21 protein-coding genes are annotated in these 20,250 nt (G+C 58.8%); 10 read left to right on the forward strand and 11 right to left on the reverse strand.

Annotation, left to right across the window (positions count from 1 at the left end):
• Nucleotides 1-54: 54 nt before the first annotated feature.
• The 5 genes from KO492_RS05525 to KO492_RS05545 all read right to left on the reverse strand — a co-directional run bounded on the left by KO492_RS05525 (nucleotide 55) and on the right by KO492_RS05545 (nucleotide 6,904).
• Entirely contained in the window at nucleotides 55-1,170 is a 1,116-nt protein-coding gene (locus KO492_RS05525) for an SH3 domain-containing protein (protein WP_216044030.1), read from the reverse strand.
• A 67-nt stretch (nucleotides 1,171-1,237) separates the two neighbouring features.
• The gene (locus tag KO492_RS05530; protein ID WP_216044031.1) at nucleotides 1,238-1,657 is read right to left on the reverse strand and encodes a hypothetical protein; all 420 of its coding nucleotides are present in this window, start codon (nucleotides 1,655-1,657) and stop codon (nucleotides 1,238-1,240) included.
• Nucleotides 1,658-1,706: 49 nt separating this feature from the next.
• Nucleotides 1,707-2,147, reverse strand: coding sequence for a hypothetical protein (locus tag KO492_RS05535; protein ID WP_216044032.1), 441 nt, complete (start codon nucleotides 2,145-2,147; stop codon nucleotides 1,707-1,709).
• A gap of 96 nt (nucleotides 2,148-2,243) precedes the next feature.
• A complete protein-coding gene (locus KO492_RS05540) occupies nucleotides 2,244-2,615 on the reverse strand; it encodes a hypothetical protein (protein ID WP_216044033.1) in 372 nt (123 codons plus the stop codon).
• 122 nt (nucleotides 2,616-2,737) lie between these two features.
• The gene (locus KO492_RS05545) at nucleotides 2,738-6,904 is read right to left on the reverse strand and encodes a peptidoglycan-binding domain-containing protein (RefSeq protein ID WP_216044034.1); all 4,167 of its coding nucleotides are present in this window, start codon (nucleotides 6,902-6,904) and stop codon (nucleotides 2,738-2,740) included.
• Between the two features lie 283 nt (nucleotides 6,905-7,187).
• Here KO492_RS05545 and KO492_RS05550 point away from each other — a divergent pair, with 283 nt between their 5' ends.
• Nucleotides 7,188-8,255: a helix-turn-helix transcriptional regulator gene (locus KO492_RS05550; RefSeq protein WP_216044035.1), complete on the forward strand. Its 1,068-nt coding sequence runs from the start codon at nucleotides 7,188-7,190 to the stop codon at nucleotides 8,253-8,255.
• A gap of 139 nt (nucleotides 8,256-8,394) precedes the next feature.
• Here KO492_RS05550 and metG read toward each other — a convergent pair whose 3' ends face one another.
• Nucleotides 8,395-10,113 (reverse strand): methionine--tRNA ligase, encoded by a 1,719-nt coding sequence (metG, locus tag KO492_RS05555; protein ID WP_216044036.1) that lies wholly within the window; start codon nucleotides 10,111-10,113, stop codon nucleotides 8,395-8,397.
• A 342-nt stretch (nucleotides 10,114-10,455) separates the two neighbouring features.
• On the opposite strand from metG, the gene KO492_RS05560 reads away from it, so the two are divergent.
• The 4 genes from KO492_RS05560 to KO492_RS05575 all read left to right on the forward strand — a co-directional run bounded on the left by KO492_RS05560 (nucleotide 10,456) and on the right by KO492_RS05575 (nucleotide 13,903).
• Nucleotides 10,456-11,496, forward strand: coding sequence for an aldo/keto reductase (locus tag KO492_RS05560; protein ID WP_216044037.1), 1,041 nt, complete (start codon nucleotides 10,456-10,458; stop codon nucleotides 11,494-11,496).
• Between the two features lie 29 nt (nucleotides 11,497-11,525).
• Nucleotides 11,526-11,879 carry a hypothetical protein gene (locus tag KO492_RS05565; protein ID WP_216044038.1) on the forward strand — a complete coding sequence of 118 codons (354 nt, stop codon included), beginning with the start codon at nucleotides 11,526-11,528 and terminating at the stop codon, nucleotides 11,877-11,879.
• Entirely contained in the window at nucleotides 11,867-12,451 is a 585-nt protein-coding gene (locus KO492_RS05570; RefSeq protein ID WP_216044039.1) for a lipocalin family protein, read from the forward strand. The genes KO492_RS05565 and KO492_RS05570 overlap by 13 nt, the downstream gene beginning before the upstream one ends.
• 99 nt (nucleotides 12,452-12,550) lie before the next feature.
• On the forward strand, nucleotides 12,551-13,903 hold the full coding sequence (locus KO492_RS05575) for an MATE family efflux transporter (RefSeq protein ID WP_216044040.1): 1,353 nt from the start codon (nucleotides 12,551-12,553) through the stop codon (nucleotides 13,901-13,903).
• 4 nt (nucleotides 13,904-13,907) lie between these two features.
• Here KO492_RS05575 and KO492_RS05580 read toward each other — a convergent pair whose 3' ends face one another.
• Nucleotides 13,908-14,312, reverse strand: coding sequence for a hypothetical protein (locus tag KO492_RS05580; RefSeq protein ID WP_216044041.1), 405 nt, complete (start codon nucleotides 14,310-14,312; stop codon nucleotides 13,908-13,910).
• Nucleotides 14,309-15,511 carry a pyridoxal phosphate-dependent aminotransferase gene (locus tag KO492_RS05585; protein ID WP_216044042.1) on the reverse strand — a complete coding sequence of 401 codons (1,203 nt, stop codon included), beginning with the start codon at nucleotides 15,509-15,511 and terminating at the stop codon, nucleotides 14,309-14,311. The genes KO492_RS05580 and KO492_RS05585 overlap by 4 nt, the downstream gene beginning before the upstream one ends.
• A gap of 125 nt (nucleotides 15,512-15,636) precedes the next feature.
• Here KO492_RS05585 and KO492_RS05590 point away from each other — a divergent pair, with 125 nt between their 5' ends.
• Nucleotides 15,637-15,915, forward strand: coding sequence for a succinate dehydrogenase assembly factor 2 (locus KO492_RS05590; protein WP_216044043.1), 279 nt, complete (start codon nucleotides 15,637-15,639; stop codon nucleotides 15,913-15,915).
• Between the two features lie 137 nt (nucleotides 15,916-16,052).
• Nucleotides 16,053-16,550 (forward strand): MarR family winged helix-turn-helix transcriptional regulator, encoded by a 498-nt coding sequence (locus tag KO492_RS05595; RefSeq protein WP_066603101.1) that lies wholly within the window; start codon nucleotides 16,053-16,055, stop codon nucleotides 16,548-16,550.
• A gap of 122 nt (nucleotides 16,551-16,672) precedes the next feature.
• Here the strand turns inward: KO492_RS05595 and KO492_RS05600 are convergent, their stop codons facing one another.
• Nucleotides 16,673-17,095, reverse strand: a complete 423-nt coding sequence (locus KO492_RS05600) for a VOC family protein (protein WP_216044044.1) — start codon at nucleotides 17,093-17,095, stop codon at nucleotides 16,673-16,675.
• Nucleotides 17,096-17,257: 162 nt separating this feature from the next.
• Here KO492_RS05600 and KO492_RS05605 point away from each other — a divergent pair, with 162 nt between their 5' ends.
• The 3 genes from KO492_RS05605 (at nucleotide 17,258) to KO492_RS05615 (ending at nucleotide 18,980) form a co-directional block, all read left to right on the forward strand.
• Nucleotides 17,258-18,052: a thymidylate synthase gene (locus KO492_RS05605; protein WP_303578296.1), complete on the forward strand. Its 795-nt coding sequence runs from the start codon at nucleotides 17,258-17,260 to the stop codon at nucleotides 18,050-18,052.
• Nucleotides 18,053-18,061: 9 nt separating this feature from the next.
• Entirely contained in the window at nucleotides 18,062-18,535 is a 474-nt protein-coding gene (locus tag KO492_RS05610; protein WP_216044046.1) for a dihydrofolate reductase, read from the forward strand.
• A 133-nt stretch (nucleotides 18,536-18,668) separates the two neighbouring features.
• On the forward strand, nucleotides 18,669-18,980 hold the full coding sequence (locus KO492_RS05615; protein WP_216044047.1) for a hypothetical protein: 312 nt from the start codon (nucleotides 18,669-18,671) through the stop codon (nucleotides 18,978-18,980).
• Between the two features lie 207 nt (nucleotides 18,981-19,187).
• Here the strand turns inward: KO492_RS05615 and KO492_RS05620 are convergent, their stop codons facing one another.
• Both KO492_RS05620 and KO492_RS05625 read right to left on the reverse strand, forming a co-directional pair.
• On the reverse strand, nucleotides 19,188-19,826 hold the full coding sequence (locus KO492_RS05620) for a GDSL-type esterase/lipase family protein (protein ID WP_216044048.1): 639 nt from the start codon (nucleotides 19,824-19,826) through the stop codon (nucleotides 19,188-19,190).
• 68 nt (nucleotides 19,827-19,894) lie between these two features.
• A complete protein-coding gene (locus KO492_RS05625) occupies nucleotides 19,895-20,101 on the reverse strand; it encodes a cold-shock protein (protein WP_066603117.1) in 207 nt (68 codons plus the stop codon).
• Nucleotides 20,102-20,250 lie beyond the last annotated feature (149 nt).

Here is a 20,250-nt window from a genome sequence, read left to right on the forward strand (position 1 = left end):
GCCCCGACCCCCTGTATCTGTCTTTCGCAAGCCGCCGCCATGTCCAAGACCGTTCTATTCTACATTACAGCACCCGTAGAGCGTTTCCGATCCGCCGCCGTTCAAGGCGCGGGTCAGGATCAGTGACATGGAATAGCTGATGTCGGACATGCCATCCGAACAGGCCGTCTGATCAAGCGTGCCGGAATAGCGCTGTGCGCCGAAGGTGTAGGGATAGCCGCCACCTATGGCGGGTGTCGTTTGCGTCAGCGAGGTGATCGGGTCCGCGCCGTTAATAAGCGAGGTATATTCCACCGTGCGGTCCTGAGCGACGGTCAGGGTCCAGAACGGCTCCGTCCCGCGACAGGTCAGCCCCAAGGGGAATCCGTTCACTGTCGTGGTGCCACCGCTCTCGGCAGCGCGGGTGAGGTAGCTCATGTGAACGTAACCGATCTGGCCGTTGAGCGTGATCTGTCCCCAGTCTTCGGATGCCCGTGCGTTGAGGCTGACCACCGAATTGGGGGTGAGCCCGCCGAGCCGAGCGCCAGTCGCGCTTGGCGCATCGCGGACCCAGAGCTTGTCGTTCGCTGCCACGCCCGTCACGGTAAACACCGCAGGCAGGGGGCCGCCATCGGGGGCCGTATGCGGATCAACGCCGCCGGTCGGCGCGGGTAGGGTATTGGCCGCCGTCAGATAGGCCGTGCTGACCCAACCCACATTGCCGCCGAAACCGATCATCGCCCATGTCCCGCCCTCGGCCATCTGGATGACATGCACCACGGTTTCGTTGCGCAGCGTGCCGATGGCGGCAAAGTCCGTGCCAGCACCACCGCGCACCACCAGCCCGCCGTCGGGATCGTCTGCGGCAATACCGGTGACAACATTGGCACCAATCACCGCAGGGGGCGGTGCGGAGGAGGCGAGATAGGCCGTCGAGACCCAGCCCAACTGATCGCCATACTGGATCTGCGCCCATGTCTGCGCAAAGTTCCGACCGAGCACCTCGACCATCGTATGCTCCTCCAGATCGCCAATATCGGCGCTGGCGGCGTTCGGGCCTTGGCGGACGTTCAATGTGTCGCCATCCGCAATGCCGACGACCTCCATCATCTCGGCCGAGGCCCCCAAGGCGGAGACGGTCAGACCAAGGGCGAGAAGCGACATATGCGCAGCGGGAAAGGGACGGGACATGCGGAAAACCTCGAATTGAAAAGAAAAAGGGCGACCCGCTCTGAGCGGCGGGCCGCACCCTGTCATGTTATTTGTAGCAGCTTGCCGCGATCTTCTCGGCAGGGACTTTCTCTTTGATCATCTCGATGATCTCGCCGGTTTTGCAAACCTGAACATGTTTGACGGTCTTGGCGCGTGCTGCATTTGGCTGTGCTGCGCCCTCGCCGAGTTTCATCGTTGCGGCGCGTTTCTCGATCACCTCGCCTTTGATCGGGTCGAGTTTCATGTAACCTTCCGCTCTGAGGGTTTGCACCTCAAAATCTTCTTCTGGCGTATCGGGATCGCCGAAGTGGATGTAATCCCCGCCGAGTTTTTCAGAAAGCCAGCACCCAATCGCATCGCCTGTGTCGGCATAGCACACGTCATAGGGGCGTGCCTGTGCGGACAGCGGCAGGATGAGGCCAAGCGTGGCTGCGGCGAGAAGGTTCTTTGTCGTAAAAAGGGTCATAGTGTTGTCCTTGTTGGATATATTGAGGTGGTCAAAAGCCGGTCGAGTATCAATCGCGCTTCATAGCGTCGGAAAGTGATTTGGACGGTGCGGAACCTTTTCCGTGAATGTGCAGGTCCAGCATGTAGGTGGCTTCACCAACGGGGAATTTCACCGAGATGTCGTTGACCATCTTGCACGGTCCACACCAGATATCGCTCAACGCCTTCATGCCGGAGGCCACGAACTCTCCATCCTCACCGATGTGTTTGGCGACGGTTTTCAAAACAAAGGCCGGACGATCCGCGCCCTTGAGGCCGTTGAGCATTTTGATCTCGCTGCCCGTGAGGGAATACGGATTGATCGGCTTACTGCCGGGATTTTTCTTGATGATAATATCGACGCCCGGAATCGGATCATTGCCGCCAATGGCCAGCGCGGGAGAAAGCCCCGCCATCATGCTCGTTCCGATGGCGGCTGCGCCGAGTAAAAATCTGCGTCTTGAAGTCATGAATTCATCTTTCGAATTTGGAGAGTAGAAAGGGGGGCGCGGAGGTCAAAGGGACCGCCTGCGCCTTGAGGAGCGGTTCATTCGCTAACCGCCCAATCATTTGATTTCGCTAACCGCCCAATCATTGGCCAGTCTGCCGCGCGAGGTCACGTCGGATTTCAAAACCTGCTCCCCCTGAGTTTCAGCGCGCATCTTTGTGGGGAGTTTTTCGATCGAGAGTTTGGAAATCTGCTCTTTCGAGGGGACCAGCGCCTCTTTGAAGCCGTCAATCTCGACAGGGGCCATCCCGATGTGACACCCCAACGAGCCATCCGAATGAACGCCCGTTTTACCACCCTTGCCATGACAGTCTTTGACAAACGCGTAATACTCACTCACCGACATGGAAAATGCAGGGGACATTGCACCGACGAGCGTACCAAATGCGATGGTGCCAGTCAGTGCGATCTTGCGAAAATTCGGAGTCATGATTTTATCTTTCATAAAGTTGAATTGAAGCGCCTCAAATGCGGCCACTCACTGATGACAAACCCGTGAGAGATAAGCGATATCGACCCCGTGCTATCCAATAACACAGGGCCAACACTTTGTTATTTAATGCAAATTCCGTTGAGTTTGATTTTGCATGTCTCAGTGCCATCAACGTCGTCAACGGGGGTTGAAGGCTTGATCGCAATCGGAAGGCATTTGCCGTTGATCATCGGCAGGCCATTGGTGCAACCGCATTGCGTGGCCGAGATGTTTTTGGCGTTTTCATGATCGATACAGGCGCAGATATCACCGCGTTCATAGGTCGAGCGCAGGTCACATTGCAGCGCGGGCGTGGGCGCAGGGGTTGGTGCTGGCGCAGGTGTGTCGGCGATGACCTCGACGCAGCCCTTGCCACTCACCAGTTCAAACCCTTTGACGCATTGGCAGGAGGTGTTGCTGCTGGCGAACATGTTGTCATAGCGACAGGCACAGGTTTCGCCCTGTTTCACCGTGCTCACCGCATCGCAGCGCAGGGGCGGCGCGGGCATTGCGGGCAGCGTGGCCGTGACGCAAGAGCTCGCGCCCTTGTCTTGCAGGGGCAAGCCGAGCGCCTCGAATAGCGCATCGTCAAACTCGCGGCTGTCCGGCAGGCCAAGATCGCTGCGCAGTTTGGACAGGGCGGTGTAGGTCTTTTGCCCCGGTTTGCCATCAACAGGCCCCGCGTTGAGGCCGCGATCATTCATGAGTTTCTGGATCAGGGCCACGCGTTCCGTGCGGTTGGCCGGAACCCCGACTGCCGCACAGTTCTGGAACGTGCCACCTTTGCGCAGGGCGCTGACCGTCATGCGCAGGTCGATATAGGTTGATGCTCCAGGTGCAAGGTTGAGCGCGGGATTGGAACACGACATCGCCGCGTTCACCACCGCACCACAGGTCCAGCCATTGCCCGACACCACCTGCGCCGCCACCATCCCCGGTGCGCCGCTCGTATCGGTCAGCACCAGCGGCCCGAGATAGGCCCCGTCGCCCGTATTGGTGACACGCAGGCGGAAGCCACAGTCATAGGTCTGGCTGATGCGGTCGGGATCACAGCTTCCGGTTTGTTCCTTTCCCACGGTCAATATCGGACGCGGCACATCGGGCACCGGCGTCGGTGTCTCGGGACGCACAATGTCGATGATGGGTCGTGTCGATCCAACGCTACCTGTCGCGATGACGGGGCCAACGGGGGTATCCGGTTCGGGCGTGTCGGGCACAGCGGGATCAAGGATCACACCGGTATTGCCCACCGCACTTATGGGGAAGGTGATCGGTGTGCAGACCTTTTCATCCCCGACCGGCCCCTCAGGCGCACGCATGGAGAGCGTCGGGATCGTGACCCAAGCGCAGTTCGTGATCGGCCCACCGTTGATCAACTGCCCCGCAGGACCGGAGAAGGTTGCGGTGTAAGGCTGTGTGATCGTGGCGCTGCCATCGGCTTGCAGATAGTTCAGAAGCATTCCGGTGGCGTTGTTGAACCCTGCGGGTGTGCCGGTTGATGGCCCCCAGCCGCCTGCGCCCATTGCATTGAAAGGCATCAGCGAGGTCAGCGGCGTCTGCGGACCATTTCCGCCCAATTCGTCGTAAATGTAGAATTGACGGTTGGTCGTCGTGTCGAAATTTTCGAAATGGACGTTGATCTCACATTCCGCCGTCCAGATGCCATCACTGCCCAACACGGCGGGGTCGCAGGTCTTGGTGATGTCGAGGCTTGGCTCGGGCGCAGGCGGCGGGGCGATCTCGAAACAATCGCTGGCCAGCGGTTCGCCTTCTCCGACCTCTTTGCCCAGACCGATCGAGACGCAGTTCTCCGCGCCGAACAGATCCATCGCGCCGTTCATCATCAGATCAACGGTCAGGGTCGAATGGCCCGAGGCGGGGAATTGTGCGCCGTCGATGCTGCACTCCGGTGTCGTGCCTTGGCCCGCGGGCGCATAGGGCGGGGTGGAACAGATCCACGGATCGGCGGAGGTGATGTTGAGGATCGAACCCGCACCGGAGTTCTGCCCGAAGGACAGAGCTTCCGAAAGCCACAGCGGCCCCGTGAAAGGCGCGTTGGTCGCGACCGTGAGGGTGCATTGATAGGGCTGGAACCAGACCGAGGAACCGAATGTCTGTCGCGGGCCTGCCTCTTTGCACTGTTTTGTGACATCAAAGACGGTTTCGACGGGCGGCTGCTCTACCTCGACACAGTCCGCTGCGCCGACGACCTGATCCCCGATCCGCACCTGTGCGCAGTTCTCGAAGCTCTCGTCGCCAAATTCCGAAATCGGGATCGACAGATAGGCATCAATCCGGTGGCTCGGGTTGGTGTTGAAATCGGCGGCGGCAATCGTGCAGCTTGCGCCATTGGTGTAGGGCGGCTGCTGGCAATCCCATCCGTTCGGCATGGCGGGGGTGCCTTGCATGTTCAGCATATATTGCGTCGCGGGACTGCCCGATGTGGTCGAGAACAGCTCGTCAAAGGTCAGCGGACCGGTGATCGGCGCGCCGCTGGTCTGGCTGATGTAGATCGTGCAGGCATAAAAGGCGTTCCCATCCTGCACCCCGCCCAGACGACAGGCTTTTTTCAAGGCAAATTCGGGCGGTTCGGGTGACACGGGAAGATCCAGAACCACGCAGTTGTCGGGCAGGCCTGCAATCGTATCGGCTTGCGGCGCATCCACATCGGGCGCGGCACTCCGCTGGCCAGCGGCACCGATAAAGGAGGCGGGCAGAATGTCGGTCATGGGACAGTTGACCACCTGACCCTCTGACTCGCTTGCGCTGAAATCGAAGCTGACGTTGAGGGTCGACGCGCCACCTGCGGCCAGCATATCGGCGGCGGTGAGTTCACACAGACCCGTCGATCCGGGGTTGTTGATGTTCTGATCCACACAAGACCACGGCTCGGTCGAGGTGACATTCATCATCGTGCCCGCAATCGTCGTGGTCATGGGCGGCAAGGCGCCGAACATATCAGCGGCGAAAATATAACTCCCCGTCGCAAGGTCCGTGCCCGTCACCTCGATCTGACAGTTCATTGTCATCGACCCCGATGCGTCCGCCTCAAGAGGGTCGCAGCTCTTGTCGATAGAGCTGCGCGGAATCCATTGCGCATCCACACAGTTGCCCGCAATGGGGCTGACCACGCCCGTCCCGTCGTCATAGCTGCCCTCGACGCAGTTCTGCATCGGGTAGCTGTCCTGCAATTCGGTGCTGGTGACAAAGATGGCAAAGTCGAGCGTATCGGTGCCGCTCGCATCGAAATCCGCCCCGTCGATGATGCAGGTCGCACCCGCCGTGCAGTCGAAACCACCCGAAGAGGATGTGGCGGAGACCACTTCGCTCGCGGTGGTCGAAATCGGGGTGTAGAGGTCCGTGACGCTCAAACTGCCCGCAAAAGGCGCGCTCGGCACGGTGACATCCACGGAACATTCCCACACCTGACCGACCTGCCCGTTATGTTCGGAGGAGGAGGCTGGCGTGCAGGATTTGGTGAGGGAAATATCGCTGGCCTCCAATGTGGGAATTGGCGGCGTCCAGCCTGCAGCACATTGCTCCTCAGGCACAAATTCGGCAGACATGTTATCCATTGCAACGCCATGCTGGGATATGGCGCTGAATAAATAGGTTTTGTTTGCCTCAACCGTCATCCAAATGGCTTGTGCGTGCCATCTGCCGTCGGTTGCTATCCAATTTTGTGCCCAGTTGAGTGCGGGACCGTAGGCGTTCGAATTGTTCGGTATGGTGGACTGCGACGCTTCCAAATCGCTCGGCGTAAACTCTTGGATCATCATCTGAACCATTGGTAGCAGACTTAACGAAGGAACTAGCTGGGCATTTGCAGTAGCAAACTCTGCACCGAATTTGATGCAGCCGTCTTGCTCCATATGTATCGACTGACCAAATTGCGGGGTGCCGAACCACCGCATATATTGTCCTTCGGGGGTGTTGGAAGCATCCGTTTGCGGCAGGGCTTGGATCAGCGCGTCGCCACCATACAAATTGGGCGCAGCCGTGCTTGTGGCTCCGTTCGGACCGTCAACCCGTACCAACGACGCGGGCATGGTGCCATTCATGTCGTGTGAGGCAAGCCACGGCGCAGGCAAAACCAGAAGATTGTCCCCGTAATTCGGCACGACAGGAGACTCGAAGTCTCCATTGACGATCAGGTTCTGCGCCTCCGCCATTGTGGGCACACCGCCGCCCAACACCAGTGTCATCAAAATATAGCGCAAGGAGGCAGTCGCAAAACGTCGGGCCATGGGGGTTCCTATCGTTAAAAAACGGACACCCCCGCGCGCGGGGGTAAGACTTGGGTATGTTGCAAAAAAACCGAAGCGAACTACCAAACGGGAGTTGTCGGCCAAATTGGCGAGAAAAATTTTCCAAATGGTCCAAGACCGCCTTAGAGTTGATCCAAAGACGCGTTGTCCTTTCCTCGGGCCTCCCGTTTTGAGGGGGTGACAGGCGGGCCGCTGGCAATCTCCCTTTTCTTTCTGCGGCTTCGCTGCCCTGTTCGGGGCGTCACGACGATAAGGACCGACTTTGAACACCCTTTTCCAAGAGCTTGAAGACACGTTGCATCGCGCAACCGAAGACGCCCAATATTGGGACGCAGCGCTCAAAATCGTTGTGGACATTCTGGGAGGCACAGGGGCGCTCATTCCCGCTACGGACCCGTTTTTTCGCGGCACATGGATGGCGGGCACCAAGGAGATGAAAGAGGCCTTGCCCAGCTACATCGGTGAGGGCTGGGTGCGCAACGATCCGCGCGAGGCGGTGCTGGGGCTGATGATGGAGCGCGGCTATGCCTGTGATCAGGACGTGTTTGCGGACCGTGCGGAGCGGGACATGATCCCGATCTATCGCGACTATCTCTATCCGTTGAATTTCGGGGTGCATTTCTCCATCCGTATTCTGACGCCCAACGGCTATTGGGCGATGACGGTGCATTTCGACAATGACCACCCGCCGATCAGCGCCGATGATGTGGCCAGGATCGAACGTATTCAGGCGATGTTTGCCAAGGCCACGGCGCAGGCCGACGAAACCGCCCACAAACACATCGCCGCCTTTGCGCAGTTTTTCAAAGGCACGGAGTCCGAGGTCTTTGTGCTCGATGTCGATGGCAAGGAATGTTTCAGCATCAACAGCAGCGGCAAGATCCAGACCCGCGCGCGGTTGGGGGATGTGATCCCCGATGAGATGAGCGCGCCGCTTGGTGCCGAGATTAGGGAGCTGTGTTCCAGTGATCCCGACCTGTCGATGAGCCGCGCCTATCAGTTCAATATCGCCGACAAGAGCAGCAGCGTGTTGATCATCCAGATCCCGCCGAATTTGCGGCACTTCTTCATGCATTTCAAAGTCTGCGCGATCCGCACCGAATGTAGCGACACCACCGCGCTCAAGCAAAGCTGTCTGCGCGAGACCTATGGGCTGTCTGCGGCGGAGATCACAACGGTCGAGCTTCTGGTCGCGGGCAAGACGCCCAACATGATCGCGGAATTGCTCAGCGTCAAAGCCTCCACCGTGCGCCAGAGGCTCAAGCAGATTTTCGAGAAGATGCAGGTGAACAGTCAGGTGGAGCTAATCGGGATGCATAGCCGACTGTAGGCCGTGTTTGGCTCAGGCCCGAAAAAGGTCCGACGCATGTCCGACAGAAGTCCGATGGTTTGCCGACCACAAAAAAGCCCTCCGTCTGGAGGGCTTTTTGCATTTTTCGAACATTTCGCGTTGCGGTGTCGGGCGGGGTCTAGTCGCGTTTGCCGGCGAATTTTTCCTGCCATTCCTCGCGTTGTTCATCGGCGATTTTGGCGAACAGGTTGTCCGGCACCGTAAACGTATGACCCGGTTTGAGCACATCAAGCGTCGCCGCCACATCTTCCGGCCAGTCGAGATCGGGCAGCGCCAGAGCGGTCTGCAGCTTGCCTGCTGTGTCGGGGATGAACGGGGCGGCGAGACGGGCGTAAAGCCCGATGAGGTTGAGGCCCAGACGCACTTGCGCGGCGGCTTTTTCGGGGTCTTCCTTGAAGGTGGACCAAGGGGCCGCCGATTGCAGGTATTCGTTGCCCGCCACCCAGATCGCACGGAGCGCATTGGCCCCTTTGCGCACTTCGATAGCGTCCATATGGCTTTGATATTCTTTGACCTTTTCGGTCAGATCGGCAATCAGCGCCTGCTCCTGCTCGCCATATGCGCCGCCTTCGGGCACGGCTTCGGAGAATTTGGACCGGCAGAATTTGGTGATGCGGGAAACGAAATTTCCGAGCACATCCGCGAGATCCTTGTTCACCGACTGCTGGAAGTTTTCCCATGTGAATTCGCTGTCGGAGCTTTCCGGTGCATGGGAGAGAAGCCACCAGCGCCAGTAGTCCGCTGGCAGGATCGAAAGCGCCTGATCCATGAACACACCACGCCCGCGCGAGGTGGAGAACTGCCCTCCGTCATAGTTCAGGTAGTTGAAGGATTTGATGTAGTCGACCATCTTCCACGGCTCGTTGGACCCGAGCATGGTGACAGGGAAGGACAGGGTGTGGAACGGGACGTTGTCCTTGCCCATGAATTGCACATAGCGCACATCCTCGGCACCTTTGTCCGTGCGCCACCACCGTTCCCAAGCCCCGTCCTCAAGCCCTTGTTTCGCCGCCCATTCTGCCCCGCATGCGAGGTATTCGATGGGGGCGTCGAACCAGACGTAAAAGACCTTTCCGTCCATCCCCGACCACGGTGCGCCGTCGAATTGCACGGGCACACCCCAGTTCAGATCACGGGTGATGCCGCGGTCCTGCAACCCGTCGCCATCGTTCAGCCATTTCTTGGCGATCGAGGTGGTAAGCACGGGCCAGTCGGCCTTGTTGTCAATCCAGTCGTTCAGGGCATCACGCATCTGCGACTGTTTAAGGTAAAGATGTTTCGTAACCCTTTCCTCAAGGTCCGTTGCGCCCGAGATGGTCGAATGCGGGTTGATGAGGTCGGTCGGGTCGAGCTGTTTCGTGCAGTTGTCGCACTGGTCGCCCCGCGCGCTTTCATAACCGCAGTTCGGACATGTGCCTTCGATATAGCGGTCCGGCAGGAAGCGCCCGTCGGTCTCGGAGTAGATCTGGGTTTCTTCCACAAGCTCGATCAGCCCCGCCTCATAGAGGCGCGTGGCAAGATGCTGTGTCAGCTTGTGGTTCTGAGCACTGGACGAGCGTCCGAAGTGGTCAAAGGACAGGCGGAACCCTGCGGCGATCTCGGCCTGAATATCGTGCAGTTCGGCGCAATATTCGGCGACCGGCTTGCCGGCTTTCTGGGCGGCGATCTCTGCGGGGGTGCCGTGTTCGTCGGTGGCGCAGAGGAACAGAACCTCGTCGCCACGGGCCCTGCGGTAGCGAGCGTAGAGATCGGCAGGGAGCTGTGAGCCGACAAGATTGCCGAGGTGCTTGATGCCGTTGATATAGGGCAGGGCGGAGGTGATGAGCGTGCGTGCCATGTGGGTCGTCCGGTCCGTTACATATGTCTTGTGGGCTTTCCTATCGCGCTTGGACGCAAAGAGCCAGAGCCCAGCGGCTTTCGACAAAAAAAGGCGCGCAAACCGAGGGAATGCGCGCCAAGTCCAACAGGGAGAAGGAGGCACGGGAAAGTCTCCCTTGCATCCTCATCTGCTCATTTAAACCTTGGATGCACTTTTGCGAGGCGTAATTTTGCACCATTGCTTTGCAGGAACGAACCGCTGCGGCTTTTTCGGCCCTGTGCGGGGGTGCATCGGCTTGCCCTGCGGCAGCGCGGCGCTAATGTGTGCGCAAACATCAAGATGACGAAGGACGTAACATCTATGAAAATGCGCAAAATCGGCCGTAGCGATCTTTTGGTTTCCGAGATTTGCTTGGGGTCCATGACATGGGGCACGCAAAATACAGAGGCTGAGGGCCATGCGCAGATCGACCGCGCAAAAGAGGTGGGGATCAATTTCATCGATACCGCCGAGATGTATCCGGTGAACCCCGTGCGCAAGGAGACGGCGGGCGATACCGAAGAAATAATCGGCCAGTATTTCGCCGCGCGTGGCGGGCGTGAGGATTGGGTGATCGCCAGCAAGATCGCAGGCGTCGGCAATATCAACGAAGAGGGGATTCTCGCCTCCAATCTCGAAGCGCGGCTGGACGCGAGTCTCAAGCGGCTTCAGACGGATTACATTGATCTCTACCAGTTCCACTGGCCCAACCGTGGCTCTTATGCCTTCCGCCAGAACTGGAAATTCGATCCGTCGACACAGCCCTCCAAAGCCGAGATCGAAGACAATATGCGCAGCGTGCTCGAAGTCATGGGGACGCTTCAGAAAAAGGGCAAGGTGCGCGAATTCGGCACCTCCAACGAAAGCACATGGGGCATGGCGCAATGGCTGCGTCTGGCCGAAGAGATGAACGCGCCGCGGATGCAGTCGATCCAGAACGAATACTCGCTGATGTTCCGCATGTATGACACCGATCTCGCGGAACTGGCGGTGCATGAAGATATCACGCTTCTGGCCTATTCGCCTCTGGCGGCGGGTATTCTGTCCGGCAAATACAAGGGCGGCACGGTGGTGCCCAAAGGCTCGCGAATGGATATCAACGGCAATCTGGGCGGGCGCGTGGCCGAACGCACATGGCCGGCAGAGCGGGCTTATGTGGCGCTGGCCAAGAAACACGGGCTGGACCCGACAACGATGGCGGTGGCATGGACGCTCACACGGCCTTTCGACACCATGCCGATCATCGGCGCGACATCTGTAGAGCAGCTTGAGAAATCTCTCGACGCGCGCGACGTGACCCTGTCGGAAGACCTGTTGAAAGAAATCGAAAAACTGCACAAACTCCACCCGATGCCATATTGAGGACGGGTAAGGTGAGGACAGGGTTGGGAATGCGTCGGTTTCTGTTGAGTGTGCTGGCCTGTGTCAGCCTCGCGGCCTGTCAGGGGGAAGAACAGGAGACCTCCGCCGGCTACGGGCTGGCGGGGTTTGACCCTCATGCGTCGGAGACCCAGAAAGCCGCCTGCGAAGCGCGCGGCGGGACGTTCAAGACGGGGGGGCTTGGCGGTATCATGACCTGTTTCGAGACGCCAAAGGACGCGGGCAAGCGGTGCTCCACGTCCAGCGACTGCTCAACCGGCATGTGTCTGGCGCGGTCACAGAGCTGCACGCCGGTCATGCCGCTCTTCGGGTGTAACGATGTTTTGGACGCCGAAGGGCGGAAGGTGAGCTTGTGCGTGGATTGAAAACTTTCGCAACGGATGCGGGACACAAGCTGGTTGTGAAAGGCAGTCCGCGTATCGGTGGCACCGGTGTTGCGAGACAGGTCTTCATTGCACTGGTCTCTGTCGCGGCCCTGTCAGGCTGTATGTCTACGCCACAGGCAACCGGCCCCCGCGATCCCGAAGTGTCCATGTCCTCTATCGCTGCACTTGATCCGGTCGCCTTTTCCGGCCGCTGGTATGAGGTGGCGGCCTTCGTGCCGGAGGGCAAAAGCTGCGTCATCGGGGCGGTGACATTTACAGCGCAAAAATCCGGTGATTTGATGGTCACCGAAGGGCCTTGTGCCGATGGTGAGCCGACACGCGGACTTGCGCGCAAGGTCGGGCCGGGGCGCTACGCGTTCAAAGGCGGGGAGTTCTGGGTGCTTTGGGTTGATGCCGAATACCACACGGCGGTGATCGGCTATCCCTCAGGTCAGGCCCATGTGCTGTCACGCGATTTGACCCTGCCGCCGGACCGGAAACAGGCGGTCGAAGGCATTCTGGACTGGAACGGTTATGACACCAGTCTCTTGCGTTCGGCGCGTCGCAAATAGCTCCGTCATCCCTGTCGGGACGCTGCTGCACCAAAACTGATGCCCCTGTGCGCGATTTTTGACTAGGCGGTTCAATAAAACCCGCCTATAGGCCGACTCATGACGATGGAACGCACATATTTCGAGCACGCGAAAAAGACTCTCGCCTTGGGGCTTCCCTTGGCGGGCAGTCAGATTGCGCAATTCGCGGTTCACATGACCGATGTGGTCATGATGGGCTGGTACGGGCTGGATGAACTGGCCGCTTTGGTGCTGGCCTCCGGCTTCTGGTTTATCCTGTTTATTCTGCTGGCCGGCTTTGCCTTTGCCGTGGTGCCTCTGGTGGCCACAGCCGCAGGGCAGGGGGATACGACCACGGTGCGCCGCGCCACGCGGATGGCGATCTGGCTGTCTGTGCTGGCCGCAGTCGCGATCTATCCGATCTTCGGGTTCTCCGACGATATTCTCGTGTTGTTGGGGCAGGAACCCCATATCGCCGCCCAAGCCCGCCCCTATCTGGCCGTGGCGGGGTTCGAGATGGTGCCTGCCCTGATTGTCGCGGTGTTCCGCAGCTATTTTTCCGCACTGGAACGCACGCGTGTGGTTCTGTTCGTGGTGATCGGCGCGGTGATCCTGAATTCGGGGCTGAATTACATCTTCATCTTCGGCAATTTCGGCGCGCCGGAATTGGGGGTTTTGGGCTCCGCGATTGCCTCGCTGATCGTGAGCAGCGCGATGCTTGTGGCGCTGGTGATCTATGCGGCCAAGTCCACGCCGGAAAACGATCTGTTCCGCAATCCGTTCAAACCTGACTGGGCGATGTTTGCCACCGTATTCCGCATGGGTGTGCCTATTGGCATCACGTCCCTGTCCGAAGTCGGCCTGTTCAATGCCGCCGCAATCATGATGGGCTGGATCGGCACGGAGACACTGGCCGCCCATGGCATCGTGCTCCAACTGACCGCCATCGCCTTCATGACCCAGATCGGCCTGTCACAGGCGGGCACGATTCGCGTCGGCAATGCGTTAGGGCGCGGAGACGAGGCGGACTTGCGCAAAGGCGCGCTGGTGGTGGTGGTGCTCTCGCTTTGTATGGCGGCGCTGGCCTCGGCGATCTTCCTTCTGGCGCCGGATTTTCTGATCGGGCTGTTCATCGCTCCGGACGAGCCGGCCCGCGACGAGGTGCTTGCGATTGGCGGCGTGTTGATCCTGTTCGCGGCGGGGATGCAGTTCTCTGACGGCGGGCAGGTCGTGGCCTTGTCTTTGCTCAGAGGTCTGCATGACACAGCCGTGCCGATGTGGCTCGCCGCGCTCAGCTATTGGGTGCTGGGGATGCCTGCGGGGTATATCTTCGGCTTCGTCTTTGACTGGGGCGCGCCGGGGGTCTGGATGGGCTTCCTCGTCGGATTGTCTATGGCATGGTTGACCATGAGCTACAGGTTCTGGGCGCAAAAGTCGCGGATTTCGCGTTAAGGGGTCAGCCTTTCTTCAAAATCCGGTCGGCTTTTTTCCGCACCAGAACCGTGCGCAGATCATGCATGGCCAGCAAGAGCGCATCGGTGACACTGTCCAGCTGTTCATCCGTGGCCCGCGTCTGTGCCCAATGGGCGGTCAGGTTCAGGTAGTCCACGGCGCGGTGGATGTCGTCAATGTCGCGCTGGGCCAGAACAGCCACGCGCTCCGCCATCCACTCTTCGATCACCTTCATGTCTTCGGGCGTCAGATCACGCCCGCCATGGGGTTTGACCTCGCCGTTCTTGATGTTGACCACAGCGATCTGGTCCATCTCGATCCGACGCTGGCGGTTCTCCGTGTCCACGCGGAACACAAAGGCCCCGTTCTCGCGCACACGGAAATAATATTCGGGAAGATTGACGCTCATTTCAGCCCTGCGCAGAAGGTTTGGATACGGGTGCAGGCCTCTTTGAGAGCCTCGTCCGAAGTCGCATAAGACACACGGAAGTTCGGGGACAGGCCGAAGGCTGCGCCAAAGACCACGGCGACGCCGGTTTCTTCGAGCAGGGCGGTGGCGAAATCCTCGTCCGTTGCAATTTTGGCCCCGCCTGCGGAGGTCTTGCCGAGACAGCCGGAGATGTCCGGATAGACGTAGAACGCGCCTTCCGGCGTGGGGCAGGTGATGCCTTCGGCGGCGTTAAGCATCTCCACCACCATGTTCCGGCGACGCAGGAATGCCTTGTTGTTCTCGGCAATGAACTCTTGCGGCCCGCTGAGCGCTTCGACGGCGGCATATTGCGAAATCGAACAGGGGTTGGAGGTCGATTGCGACTGCACCTTGCGCATGGCTGCGATCAACTCGACCGGACCCGCCGCATAGCCGATCCGCCAGCCGGTCATCGCATAGGCTTTCGAGACGCCGTTCACGGTCAGGGTGCGATCATAAAGCCCCGGTTCGACTTCGGCAGGGGTGCAGAACCGGAACCCGTCAAAGGCCAGATGCTCATACATATCATCCGACATTACCCATACATGCGGGTGTTGCATCAGAACATCGGTGAGCGCCTTCAACTCGTCCCAAGAATATCCCGCGCCCGTCGGGTTGGAGGGCGAGTTGAAGATGAACCATTTGGTCTTCGGCGTGATGGCGGCGTCAAGCTGCTCTGCGGTGATTTTGAAGCTGTTCTCCAGCTTGCCTTCGATCGCGACGGGCGTGCCGCCGCCGAGCAGGACCATATCGGGGTAGGACACCCAGTAGGGCGCGGGGATGATGACCTCGTCGCCCGGATTGAGCGTGGCCACCAGCGCGTTGTAGAGCACCTGTTTGCCGCCGCCGGAGACAGAGACCTGCGCGGGGGTGTAGTCCAGCCCGTTGTCGCGTTTGAACTTGGCGCAGATCGCTTCTTTCAATTCGGGGATGCCATCGACTGCGGTGTATTTCGTCTTGCCTTCTTCAATGGCGCGAATCCCTGCGGCCTTGATGTTCTCCGGCGTGTCGAAATCCGGCTCGCCTGCGCCCAGACCGATCACATCCTTGCCCGTGGCTTTCAACTCGCGAGCCTTGTTGGTCACGGCGATGGTGGGAGACGGTTTCACACGGGAGAGCGTTTCTGACAGGAAAGACATGGGAGGGCGTCCGTTTTGATTATGTTCGCCGTAGTGATAGCGTCAAAAACGGCCCCGCGCCAAGACCGCCCTTGCGATAAACCGGTGTTGGGTGCAAAAAGCACGCGATCACGAGGGAGTGCCACATGTCAGAGACCATCGAAATCCGCCGCAAGCGTCTGAAAATCCGCGCATGGCGTCGCGGGATCAAGGAGATGGACCTTTTGATCGGGGGCTATGCCGACGCGCACCTGGCGTCGATGAATGAGGCCGAGCTTGATGAGTTCGAGATGCTCATGGACGAGCATGATCAGGATTTGCTGTCCTATGCGACGGGGCTCAAACCCGTGCCCGAGGCGATCAAGCCGATGCTGGAAAAACTCATTGCCGATGCCGATCAGGCGTCTTGGGGCGTGAAGGGCTAAACCTGCGCCCGCGTTTGTGCCGGATGCTCTGCGCGGAGGTGTTGTGATCTGTTGATTGCAAAATTCCGCGCTGTTTAACCGAATTTTGGGAAATATCGGTCAATCTGTCCTCCAACTGGCCATTGGCGGAGTGACAGATGAGTATGCATTCAACATTCGTAAAACCGACGGATAGCCCCTTTATGTCTCAATATCTTGAGGCATTGTCCCTTGTTGAACGGCTGCATCGTCTGCTTCTTGATGTGATCAAAGACGAGTTCGAGCGGGTCGGCATTCTGGAAATCAACGCGGTTCAGGCGCTTTTGCTGTTCAATGTCGGCGAGAACGAGGTGACTGCGGGGGAATTGAAGTCGCGCGGCTATTATCAGGGCTCGAACGTCTCCTATAATCTCAAAAAACTCGTGGATATGGGCTATATGCACCATCAGCGCTGCGAAATTGACCGCCGGTCCGTGCGGGTCAAGCTCACGGAAAAGGGCAACCATGTGCGCAAGACCGTGGCCGACCTGTTTTCGCGCCACGCGGACGGGTTGCAGAACAAAGGGGTGATTTCCTCGGAAGGGATCGAGGATATCAACACCGCCTTGCGGCGGGTCGAACGGTATTGGGCGGACCAGATTCGTTATATTTACTGATCATATCTGGGCCGCAGTGTTGCGTGTGCCTCATTCAGGAGGACGCCGTAAAAACGCCGCCCAGTGGGCGACGCTTTTTGTTTTGGGTTCGTAGGTATACGACTGGATGCCCGCAAGCGGCCTCACCAATGGCCGGTGTTTTCCATAGAGGCCCAAGGCTCTTGCGGCGGCAGGCTGTCGCCTTTTTGCAAAAGCTCGATCGAGATATTGTCGGGCGAGCGCACAAAGGCCATATGCCCGTCACGTGGCGGGCGGTTGATCACCACGCCTGCGTCCATCAGCTTTTGACAAAGCGCATAAATGTCCTCCACCTCATAGGCCAGATGGCCGAAATGGCGACTGTCCGAAGGCAATCCCTCGTCCCCGTCCCAATTATAAGTGAGTTCCACCGGACATTCCGGCTGGCCTTCGGGCGCCATGAAAATCAGGGAAAACCGTCCGGCTTCGCTGTCGTGACGTTTGATTTCCTTGAGACCGAGCAGTTCATAGAATGCCATGGATTTTTCCAGATCCTTGACCCGAACCATCGTGTGCAGATAGCGCATGTCGCTTCCTCCTGTAGGTGTTTGCGGCAACATTAGCGCGTCTTGCGCGGAATTCTATTTTTTCCAGCTTCCGGCTTGGCGAACCCCCTTTGCGTTTGTGTGGCTGGATTCACCGATGTATGAATGGATTCTTTAAGGCTACAGCATCTTGGGGGATGTCCCGTGCAGCAATACCACGATCAGCTTAAAACCATTCTCGCTCACGGGGTCGACACCACTGACCGCACCGGCACAGGCACGCGTTCCTATTTCGGGCTACAAGCGCGCTATCCTCTGGCGGACGGGTTCCCGCTGGTGACGACGAAGAAACTGCACCTGCGCTCCATCATTCATGAGCTTTTGTGGTTCCTGTCCGGTGACACCAATATCCGCTATCTGAAAGAGAACGGCGTCTCGATTTGGGACGAGTGGGCGGATGAGAACGGCGATCTCGGGCCGGTCTACGGGGCGCAATGGCGCAAATGGCCGGGGCATGAGCGCGGCCCGATCGACCAGATCGAAAACCTGCTCCATGCGATCAAGACCTCCCCCGATTCCCGCCGCCTGATCGTGTCTGCATGGAATCCTGCGGAGGTGGACAATATGGCGCTGCCGCCCTGTCACACGCTGTGGCAGGTGAAAATCCTTGGCGGCAAGTTGCACCTCCAGCTCTATCAACGCTCTGCCGATATGTTCCTCGGCGTGCCCTTCAACATCGCGTCTTACGCGCTGTTGTTGCAAATGCTGGCGCAAGTCACAGGCTACGAGCCGGGGGATTTCGTCCATTCCATCGGGGATGCGCATATCTATTCCAACCATATGGATCAGGTGGCGTTGCAATTGTCGCGCACGCCCAAGGCCCTGCCGAAGCTGCGGCTCAATCCGGATGTGAAGTCTTTGTTCGACTTCACCTTCGACGATATCGAGATCGTGGATTACGACCCTGATCCTGCAATCAAAGCGCCGGTTGCCGTATAAGGAGGTCTCATGATTACGCTCATCGCCGCCCGTGACCGCAACGGGGCCATTGGCAAAGACAATACGATCCCGTGGGACGCGCCGGAGGATTTGAAATTCTTCATGCGCGAGACGATGGGTGGTGCCGTTATCATGGGGCGCAACACTTGGGAAAGCCTGCCGTTCAAGCCGCTGAAAAACCGTCTGAATATCGTGGTATCCAGCAAGGGGGTAGATCACGAGCATGTCTTTGCGACGGTCGAGGACGCTATCGCTTTTGCCCGTTCGGAAGGGCGCGCGCGGCTCTACGGTATGGGGGGCTTTGGCATATACAAGGCCATGCTGCCTCTGGCGGACCGTCTGGTGATCACCGAGGTGGACACAGAGGTCGAAGGCGCCGACACATGGTTCCCTGCGTTTGATCCGGCAGAGTGGCGGGAGGTTTCGCGCATGGTGCTGCGCACGGAGGCTCCGCGTTGCGAGGTCGTGGAATGGGTGCGTTGATTGTCAATTTGGCAATTTTGGACTGATTGTTTCCTTTGCGGGAACATTCTTTGTGGGTCATCACCCAATTCTTGCCCGCGTCCCTCGCGTGATGTAATCTTCTGTTAACAGAGCTTTGTCGGGAGTTTGAGTGATGATGAAAACAGCAATTGCCGTTCTGGCTGTCACGTTGGGCGCGGGTCCGGCTCTGGCGGCAGAGACCCAGCCCTACGATCCGTCGGTCAAACTTTACGCATATGAAGGGCAGGTCGAGAATTTCTGCCCTGCCGGCACACAGCCGGTCCGCTACGATGGCATGATCTCCTGCGGCGTGCCGGATGCGACGGGTTATGTCGATGCCCCCGTGGTGCGGCGCAGCTATGCGGCGCCGGTGGCGGCGGTGAACACGACCAGCCCGAAATCCCCGAGTTATCAGCCCGAGACGATTTCCATGTCCGGCAGTTAAGACTTGTTGCCTGAGTCATTCAGGTCTTGTCACAGATAGGAAAGCCCCGCCTGCGCGGGGCTTTTTGCTGCGGTCTGATGTGGCACTTGCGGGGTTAAAGCGTTTCTCAAAAACCTTGAGATACTCAATTTTTGAGAAGCGCAGCAACATCAATGCAGTGTGGACACGCTTTTCGCTCAATCTGATTCAGATTAACCGAAAAACGCTTTAGTCCTCGACAATCTCGGAGCGGATGAAATCTGCAACCGCCTTGCCCAATGTGTCGTGGACCTCTTCGCTAAAATGCACGCCATCCACATCGGAAACGGAAATCACCGTATTGGCATCGAACACAGCCACATCGCGGGCCTCTGCCTCGGCGCGCATGGCGTCCAGCGTGGCTTGGGCCTTGTCCTCTGCACCCGCGTAGAACTCCGCCAGACAGCCCGTCGCGTAGGGGCGGGGCGGCAGGATGAGGAAGGGCTCAAAGCCGCCGTGGCGTATCTGCATCTCTTCGGAGAGCGCAACGTCAAGATGGAAGGCGCAGGCCTGTGCAATCTCCTCCGGCGCGGCCTCGAAATGGGCCTTGAGGTCATTGGTCCCGAGCATGATCGTCAGGGCATCAATCGGCCCGTGACTTTCGAGCGCGATGAAAAGCCCGATCCGCCCGTCCATATGCGGCCCCATCTCCGGATCAGGCGAGGCAAATGTGCGCCCCGGCAAGCCCTCTTCGATCACATCCCAGCCCAGAGCCTCGCCCATAACCACAGGCCAGCGCCGTTCGAAACGCGGCAGGTCGGAAGGGCGGGAAAGCATGGGCTGCGTGCCGTGGGTGTTGCTGTCGCCGAAAGTCAGGATCGTGGGCATAGGGCCTCCATATAGAAAACGGCCCCGAACTTGCGCCCGGAACCGCCGACTTTCAAGATGTAAATGGCTTAAAGCGCCACAAGATCGGATGCGGATGCGCGTCCGTCACGGCCTTCACGAAGCTCGTAGCCGATCTTCATGTCATCCGCGAGGCCGGTCATACCAGCGCGCTCGACAGCGGAAATGTGCACGAACACATCCTTGCCGCCGTCATCAGGTGCAATAAAGCCGTAGCCTTTGGTGGTGTTGAACCATTTTACGGTGCCGGTGGGCATATCCCGTCTCTCCTTTAGTTTCATCCGCCGCAACGTGCGACGGGCCGGTGCAGCCAGGTCTTCCAAGTCTTCCTGCTGCCCCGTAAGGAAGGAGCGGTCGTTCGAAAGTCAGCAGTCACGCTTTCGAGTGTGCAACACATCTGTATAAA

It is taken from the genome of Celeribacter halophilus (genome assembly GCF_018860305.1).
Taxonomy (GTDB): Bacteria; Pseudomonadota; Alphaproteobacteria; order Rhodobacterales; family Rhodobacteraceae; genus Celeribacter; species Celeribacter halophilus_A.